The organism is Marinomonas profundimaris (assembly GCF_000508165.1).
GTDB lineage: Bacteria > Pseudomonadota > Gammaproteobacteria > Pseudomonadales > Marinomonadaceae > Marinomonas > Marinomonas profundimaris.
In genome coordinates this window covers 96,447-103,558 of the sequence record NZ_AYOZ01000007.1, presented here as the reverse complement: position 1 = coordinate 103,558, position 7,112 = coordinate 96,447, and the positions used below count along the sequence as shown (strand labels likewise).

Genomic DNA, 7,112 nt, shown 5'->3' with positions numbered 1-7,112 from the left:
CCACCCCGTAGGTCAGATTAGCCGAGGAATGAGGCGTGATCTGACGTTTAAAAGGTGAAACTGACGCACACCGGCACATCACGCTTCGCTAATGATGCCCTACGAAACCCTCGAATCAAATCACCACCCCGTAGGTCAGATTAGCCGAGGAATGAGGCGTGATCTGACGTTTAAAGATGAAACTGACGCACACTGGTACATCACGCTTCGCAAATGCCCTACGGCACCACTACGTCACATTCTGGGTGATCTATTTCAATCATCTTTTTTAACGTCCGTTTGGCGCCATCATCCCCATGCACTAAATGCACTCTTTCGGGCTTCACTCGCATGCGCTTAATAAAATTCAATAAATCTCGTTGCCCTGCGTGGGCGGAATACCCACTGATCTGCTGTACTTTTGCGTTAATGTCGAAACGCTCCCCGTCAAACATCACAAAACCGTTGGGTTTATCGTGGTATCGTAAAATATCACGCCCTGGCGTTCCTGCGGCTTGATACCCTACAAACAAGATGTCATTGCGCTCGTCACCCAACAGTGCTTTCAAATAATTCACAATGCGTCCGCCAGCACACATACCAGACGCGGCAATGACAATCGCGGGGCGAGTTTGTCGCTGCAAATAAGACACTGTTTGCAAGTGCGTTTTATGAGAATCAATCGTGGTCACTTGCTCAAAGCTCAGCGGGTGTCGCCCCGAGCTCACACGGCGCTTTGCTTCGCTGTCCCAAAAATTCGCTAAAGAGTGATACACCTTAGTAAATCGGCTTGCCAACGGTGAATCGATAATAATATCGATGTCTTCCCAATGTAACGAAACCCCAGAGCGAGTCCGACTCACAGCTTTTTGCTTATTCTGATGAATAATATGTTCCAGCTCATACAGCAGTTCTTGAGTGCGGCCAATACTAAAAGCAGGAATTAACACCGTGCCAGAATCGCTCAAGGCGTGTTCTAAACTTTGCTGCAAATGCTCGCGCCTTGTTGCACGGTTTTCATGATTTCGATTGCCGTACGTGCTTTCTAAAACGAGTTGATCCGCCCGATAAGGCGACTGAGGCGCGGACAAAAGCGGAGAGTAGGGCGCCCCCAAGTCTCCAGAAAACACCACATCCCAATATTTCTTGTAAGGCGTGCCTTTGGGCCGACAAAAATCACCACCCTCAACCCGAAAAATCACATACGCCGAACCCAAAATATGCCCAGCTCGACAAAGTCGCACCTGTACTTTGGTGGCATTGTTTGAAGTTAAAGGAATATTCGCCCATTCTTTATAATCCAACGGGACTAACTGAGACGCCAATCTATCTAGACAGGCTTTAATAATACTGGCATTGCGAGTGACACCGACTTTAAGCGCGTCCTCAATAACCAGAGGCAACAGCGCTGCGCTCGGCTTCGAGCAATAAATCGGCCCCGTAAACCCAGCGGCCAACAAATAAGGCAAACGACCGACATGGTCGATATGAACGTGAGTAATCACCAATGCCTGAACAGCAGAAAGATCAAAGTCTATTTCCAATCGATTTGAATCTGCCCCAGATCCGGACGTCTCCGCTCCTTGAAACAACCCGCAATCCACCAACACAGACTGATCAGAATCAACAAACAACTCATGACAAGATCCAGTTACACCCTGCACCGCACCGTGATGCTTAATAGACAACATACAAATCCCTATGTATCGTTTTAAAGAAGAGCCAAGATTAAACTACAAACCTAACCAGCATCAACCTAACGGTTCCTTCCCCTTTTCAAGGGGAATACTAGGATGGGGTTTTGCACTTGTACTGTTCCTTCCCCTTTTCAAGGGGAAGGCTAGGATGGGGTAAATGTCTGTATTTTCCTTTCTTCCAAGGTCGCAGCCAAACTAAACATATCCTTATACTCCCAAGCGTTTTAAAAAACGCCCACCTTACAAACTCTTTTCAGACACATTCTTTGCATAATTACACATCATGAATTATCATCGTTCACTAATTGAACGCAGCATATATTTGTCCCTTCCCCCTTTTTTTGCATCAAGGGAAGGTGAATGACCGGACAGCTCTCGCACTGTTCCTTCCCTTTTCTTCAAGGGGAAGGCTAGGATGGGGTTAATAGTTCTTTTGTAAAAAAACGGATAGCATCAAACGAGGTAAATGCATGGAAAGCTTACTCACACCGTCATACACCACACCTTTCCACGCCGATTTTTTATCATTTTTACACACAACACTTAGTCATACATCTAAGGTGCCTAAATGTTAACCGACGAATACCGCTACAAAATATTAAAAGAACTACAACAAGACCCAAACATCAGCCAGCGCCAGTTAGCAAAGCGTCTAGGTATTAGCTTAGGCAAAGCCAACTTTTGCTTAAAAGCGCTAATAGAAAAAGGTTCCGTAAAAGCCGAAAACTTTAAAAACAGCACCAACAAAGTGGGTTATTTATACCTATTAACCCCAAAAGGCATAGAAGAAAAAGTAATCCTGACACAGTGTTTCTTACAACGAAAACTGAAAGAACACGAAGAACTAGAAAAAGAAATAGAGCAACTGCGCCAAGAAGTGAAATCATAACTTGTTGTAGGTCGCGCCTTATAGGCCGACAGAAGTTGTTCCACGGTAAAACACGGATTATGTAGGTCGCGCCTTTAGGCCGACAATGTAATTTGTTGGTCAGATGAGACGAGGAGCGAAGTCGTGATCTGACGTTTAATTGAATTGAAATATCAAATTAAAATGGAAATGAAAAAATGAAGAAAAAAGCCCTTATCACCGGTGTAACAGGCCAAGACGGCTCTTATCTAGCGGAATTCTTATTAGAAAAAGACTATGAAGTCCATGGTATTAAGCGTCGCGCTTCTTCTTTTAACACACAGCGAGTAGATCATATTTATCAAGACCCTCATGTAGATAACGCCAATTTTATTCTTCATTATGGTGATTTGACCGACTCTTCAAATTTGACTCGCATACTGCAAGAAGTGAAGCCAGATGAAGTATACAACTTAGGTGCTCAATCTCACGTGGCTGTGTCGTTTGAATCCCCTGAGTACACAGCCGATGTGGACGCGATGGGCACATTGCGTTTGCTGGAAGCTATTCGTCTACTAGGTTTGGAAAAAACCACTAAGTTTTATCAAGCGTCTACGTCTGAGCTTTATGGCCTTGTACAAGAAACGCCGCAAAAAGAAACCACGCCTTTTTACCCGCGCTCCCCATACGCTGTGGCGAAAATGTACGCTTACTGGATCGTGGTGAACTACCGCGAATCGTACGGCATGTATGCGTGTAACGGAATTTTATTTAACCATGAATCACCACGTCGTGGTGAAACCTTCGTTACTCGTAAGATTACCCGAGGTTTGGCAAACATTGCACAAGGTTTAGAGAAGTGCTTGCACATGGGCAACATGGACGCATTACGTGATTGGGGTCATGCCAAAGACTATGTGCGCATGCAGTGGATGATGTTACAACAAGATCAGCCAGAAGACTTTGTTATCGCAACAGGTGTGCAATATTCCGTACGCCAGTTCATCGAATGGTCTGCGAAAGAGCTAGGCATTAGTTTGACATTTGAAGGCCAAGGTGTAGATGAAAAAGCCATTGTAACGGCTATCGAAGGCGATAAAGCACCAGCCTTGAAAGTAGGTGATGTGGTGGTACAGATTGACCCACGTTATTTCCGCCCTGCGGAAGTGGAAACCTTGTTGGGTGATCCTAGTAAAGCGAAACAGAAGCTTGGCTGGACACCGGAGATCACAGTACAAGAAATGTGTGCTGAGATGGTATCGGAAGACTTAAAAGTAGCGCAACGACATGCCTTCTTGAAGTCGCACGGTCATGATGTCTCTGTATCGTTAGAGGAAGCGCGTTAATGGCTAAGCAACGTATTTTTGTTGCGGGTCACAATGGGATGGTAGGCAGCGCCTTAGTGCGCCAACTGTCTCAAGACCCTAATAACGAAATTATTACCGCCGCCCGCAATGAATTGGATTTGATAAATCAGCAAGCTGTGCAAGCCTTTTTTGCAGAGCAGTCGATTGATCAGGTGTATTTGGCGGCCGCTAAGGTGGGGGGGATTCATGCGAACAATACTTACCCAGCGGACTTTATTTATCAGAACCTGATGATTGAAGCGAACATTATACACGCCGCGCATTTGCATGATGTACAAAAACTGCTCTTTTTAGGGTCTTCCTGTATTTACCCTAAATTAGCTGAACAACCTATGCGTGAAGACGCTCTGTTAACGGCAACGTTAGAGCCCACCAATGAACCGTATGCCATTGCGAAGGTCGCGGGAATCAAGCTGTGTGAAAGTTATAACCGTCAATATGGTCGTGACTATCGTAGTGTGATGCCGACAAACCTTTATGGTCCTGGTGATAATTTTCATCCAGAAAACAGTCATGTGATTCCAGCCTTGATTCGTCGCTTTCATGAAGCAAAAGAAGCTAATGCACCTGTGGTAAATGCATGGGGTACAGGGTCACCTATGCGTGAGTTTTTGTATGTGGATGACATGGCTGCTGCATCTATTTTCGTGATGAATTTAGACGATGCCACTTATCAGAAAGAAACACAGCCGATGTTATCTCATATTAACGTGGGCAGTGGCATTGATTGCACGATCAAAGAACTGACCGAAACGGTTGCGACAGTAGTCGGCTACCAAGGGAAAATCGAATGGGACACCAGTAAGCCAGACGGTGCGCCTAGAAAGCTCATGGATGTATCTCGTTTGGAAAGGTTAGGTTGGAAATCGACGATTGGCTTGGAGCAAGGCTTAACCAAAAGCTATGCGTGGTTTTTGGCAAATCAAATGGGCTTTAGACACTAATGTTATCGACAGAAGACTTTAAACATCTGGTCAGATCGGCGCCACTGTTTTCAATGGATTTAGTGGTGCTGAACGAGCAGAAACAAATCTTGGTCGGAAAACGAAAAAATGCGCCTGCCAAGGGGTATTGGTTTGTGCCAGGTGGTAGAGTGTTCAAAGATGAATCTCTCGTAGAGGCTTTTTCACGTATTACACGTACTGAATTGGGGTTTGAGTTTGATTATTTATATGCCACGCAGCTAGGTTTATATGATCATTTTTACAGCGACAGTGTGTTTGGGGAAGATATTTCCACACATTACATTAATGCGTCATATTTAATTCAATTACCTGAAGAGACGGTTTTAGATTTACCTACTGCTCAGTACCAAGAGTATCGTTGGATTTCATTAGACGAACTGAATCAAGATGTGACTGTGCATGAATACAGTAAAGTGTTTGTTGATTGTATTCATAGTCAACTGTTAAATGATAGGTATCTAAGAAACAAAAATTTGGTAGATATAAAATGCTAATTCTCACAACTGAAGGCAAACAATTTGATGGGCTCGAAGAGCAGTCAATATTAGATGCTGCATTAAAATCCGATTTGGTGTTTGAATACAGCTGTAAAAATGGTCAATGTGGTGTGTGTAAGACAACTCTATTAACAGGTAAGGTTGTTGAATTGCAAGCGCAATTAGCACTTACTGATCAGGAACGAAGAGAGGATAAAATTCTTACCTGCTGTTGTGCTGCTGCTACCGATCTTGAGATAGACTCTGTTGATTTGAGTGCTCTGCACGGTATCGAAATAAAAACATTGCCGGCTCGTGTGAGTCATGTTGCTTATTTGAGTGATAACATCGTGGAAGTCAGACTTCGTTTGCCTCCAACGGCCAATTTTCAATTTATTGAAGGCCAGTATGCGGATGTTATTTGGAACTCGATTCGTCGCAGTTATTCTATTGCGAGCATAAGTTCAGAAAAAGAAATTACTTTGCTGATTAAGCGCTTTGAAAACGGTCAGATGAGTGACTATTGGTTTAATAAAATACAAGCCAATGACTTGCTAAGAATTGAAGGGCCAAAAGGCACTTTCTTTTTACGTGATGCTCATCAGCCCTTGGTTTTTTTGGCGACAGGTACAGGAATTGCACCGATAAAATCAATATTACAAAGTCTAGAGCAGGATGCGAATTATCAACAGGGCAATCCTATTACGGTTTACTGGGGCAATCGATTCCCAGAAGAGTTTGTTTGGCAAGCGGACTTTCATAAGTTAAAAGTGGATTTTTGTAACGTGTTGTCTCGACCTGTGGCTGATTGGGCAGGTGAAACGGGCTATGTGCAAGATATCGCGTTGACGAGACTCTCTAGTCTTGGAAATACCGTTGTGTACGCTTGTGGCTCAAATGCCATGATCCAATCAGCGAAACAACAATTTATAGCCTCAGGCTTGCCTGAAAATAGATTTCACTCTGATGCCTTTGTGCAAAGTTTTTAGACTAAAGGAAATTGTAAATGAAAGCAGTTATTTTAGCCGGTGGATTGGGTACTCGACTCAGTGAAGAAACCAGCACTCGTCCAAAGCCTATGGTGGAGATCGGTGGTAAGCCGATACTGTGGCACATCATGAAAATGTATTCTGCACATGGCATTAACGACTTCATCATATGTTGCGGGTATAAGGGGTATGTAATCAAAGAATATTTTGCTAACTATTTTCTTCATATGTCTGACGTGACTTTTAATATGAAAGACAACCGTATGGAAGTACATGAAAAACGTGCTGAACCATGGACTGTAACGCTTGTGGATACGGGCGATGAGTCGATGACAGGCGGTCGTCTAGGCCGAGTGGCAGAATATGTAAAAGACGAAGATGCCTTTTGTTTTACCTATGGCGATGGCGTGGGGGATATCGACATATCAGCGTCAATTGCTTTTCACAAACACCATGGAAAGCAAGCAACGTTAACGGCGACTTATCCACCGGGCCGTTTTGGCGCATTAGACATCAAACGGGGGCAAGTAAAAAGTTTTAAAGAAAAACCCAAGGGCGATGGGGCCATGATTAATGGGGGGTTCTTTGTATTGTCTCCTAAAGTGCTAGAACGCATTACTGGAGACGGTAGTGTCTGGGAGCAAGAGCCCTTGATTGGATTGGCCCAAGATGGACAATTGATGGCGTTTGAGCACGAAGGTTTTTGGCAACCAATGGATACGCTACGAGATAAAGTGCATCTTGAAGAATTATGGCAATCCGGAAAGGCCCCTTGGAAAAGTTGGGAATAAC

Annotated in this window: 7 protein-coding genes; 6 read left to right on the top strand and 1 reads right to left on the bottom strand. The window is 44.1% G+C overall.

Annotated features, from left to right (window positions below; genetic code table 11):
• Nucleotides 1-218 precede the first annotated feature (218 nt).
• Complete coding sequence (locus D104_RS24710; RefSeq protein WP_024023329.1) at nt 219-1,670, bottom strand: MBL fold metallo-hydrolase RNA specificity domain-containing protein; 1,452 nt, start codon at nt 1,668-1,670, stop codon at nt 219-221.
• Nucleotides 1,671-2,244: 574 nt separating this feature from the next.
• On the opposite strand from D104_RS24710, the gene D104_RS24705 reads away from it, so the two are divergent.
• The 6 genes from D104_RS24705 (at nt 2,245) to rfbF (ending at nt 7,111) form a co-directional block, all read left to right on the top strand.
• Nucleotides 2,245-2,565: a MarR family EPS-associated transcriptional regulator gene (locus D104_RS24705; RefSeq protein ID WP_024023328.1), complete on the top strand. Its 321-nt coding sequence runs from the start codon at nt 2,245-2,247 to the stop codon at nt 2,563-2,565.
• Between the two features lie 176 nt (nt 2,566-2,741).
• A complete protein-coding gene (gene gmd, locus D104_RS24700; protein WP_024023327.1) occupies nt 2,742-3,869 on the top strand; it encodes a GDP-mannose 4,6-dehydratase in 1,128 nt (375 codons plus the stop codon).
• Nucleotides 3,869-4,834 (top strand): GDP-L-fucose synthase, encoded by a 966-nt coding sequence (fcl, locus tag D104_RS24695; RefSeq protein WP_024023326.1) that lies wholly within the window; start codon nt 3,869-3,871, stop codon nt 4,832-4,834. Before gmd ends, fcl begins: the two co-directional genes overlap by 1 nt.
• On the top strand, nt 4,834-5,349 hold the full coding sequence (locus tag D104_RS24690) for a GDP-mannose mannosyl hydrolase (protein ID WP_024023325.1): 516 nt from the start codon (nt 4,834-4,836) through the stop codon (nt 5,347-5,349). Before fcl ends, D104_RS24690 begins: the two co-directional genes overlap by 1 nt.
• A complete protein-coding gene (locus D104_RS24685; RefSeq protein WP_024023324.1) occupies nt 5,343-6,320 on the top strand; it encodes an FAD-binding oxidoreductase in 978 nt (325 codons plus the stop codon). Before D104_RS24690 ends, D104_RS24685 begins: the two co-directional genes overlap by 7 nt.
• A gap of 17 nt (nt 6,321-6,337) precedes the next feature.
• The gene (rfbF, locus tag D104_RS24680) at nt 6,338-7,111 is read left to right on the top strand and encodes a glucose-1-phosphate cytidylyltransferase (protein ID WP_024023323.1); all 774 of its coding nucleotides are present in this window, start codon (nt 6,338-6,340) and stop codon (nt 7,109-7,111) included.
• Nucleotide 7,112: the final 1 nt, after the last annotated feature.

What these genes read in the sequence shown, in the direction of transcription:
- D104_RS24690 (WP_024023325.1), top strand. Translation starts at nt 4,834, where the DNA reads ATGTTATCGACAGAAGACTTTAAACATCTGGTCAGATCGGCGCCACTG.
- D104_RS24685 (WP_024023324.1), top strand. Translation starts at nt 5,343, where the DNA reads ATGCTAATTCTCACAACTGAAGGCAAACAATTTGATGGGCTCGAAGAG.
- rfbF (WP_024023323.1), top strand. Translation starts at nt 6,338, where the DNA reads ATGAAAGCAGTTATTTTAGCCGGTGGATTGGGTACTCGACTCAGTGAA.
- D104_RS24705 (WP_024023328.1), top strand. Translation starts at nt 2,245, where the DNA reads ATGTTAACCGACGAATACCGCTACAAAATATTAAAAGAACTACAACAA.
- gmd (WP_024023327.1), top strand. Translation starts at nt 2,742, where the DNA reads ATGAAGAAAAAAGCCCTTATCACCGGTGTAACAGGCCAAGACGGCTCT.
- D104_RS24710 (WP_024023329.1), bottom strand. Translation starts at nt 1,670, where the DNA reads ATGTTGTCTATTAAGCATCACGGTGCGGTGCAGGGTGTAACTGGATCT.
- fcl (WP_024023326.1), top strand. Translation starts at nt 3,869, where the DNA reads ATGGCTAAGCAACGTATTTTTGTTGCGGGTCACAATGGGATGGTAGGC.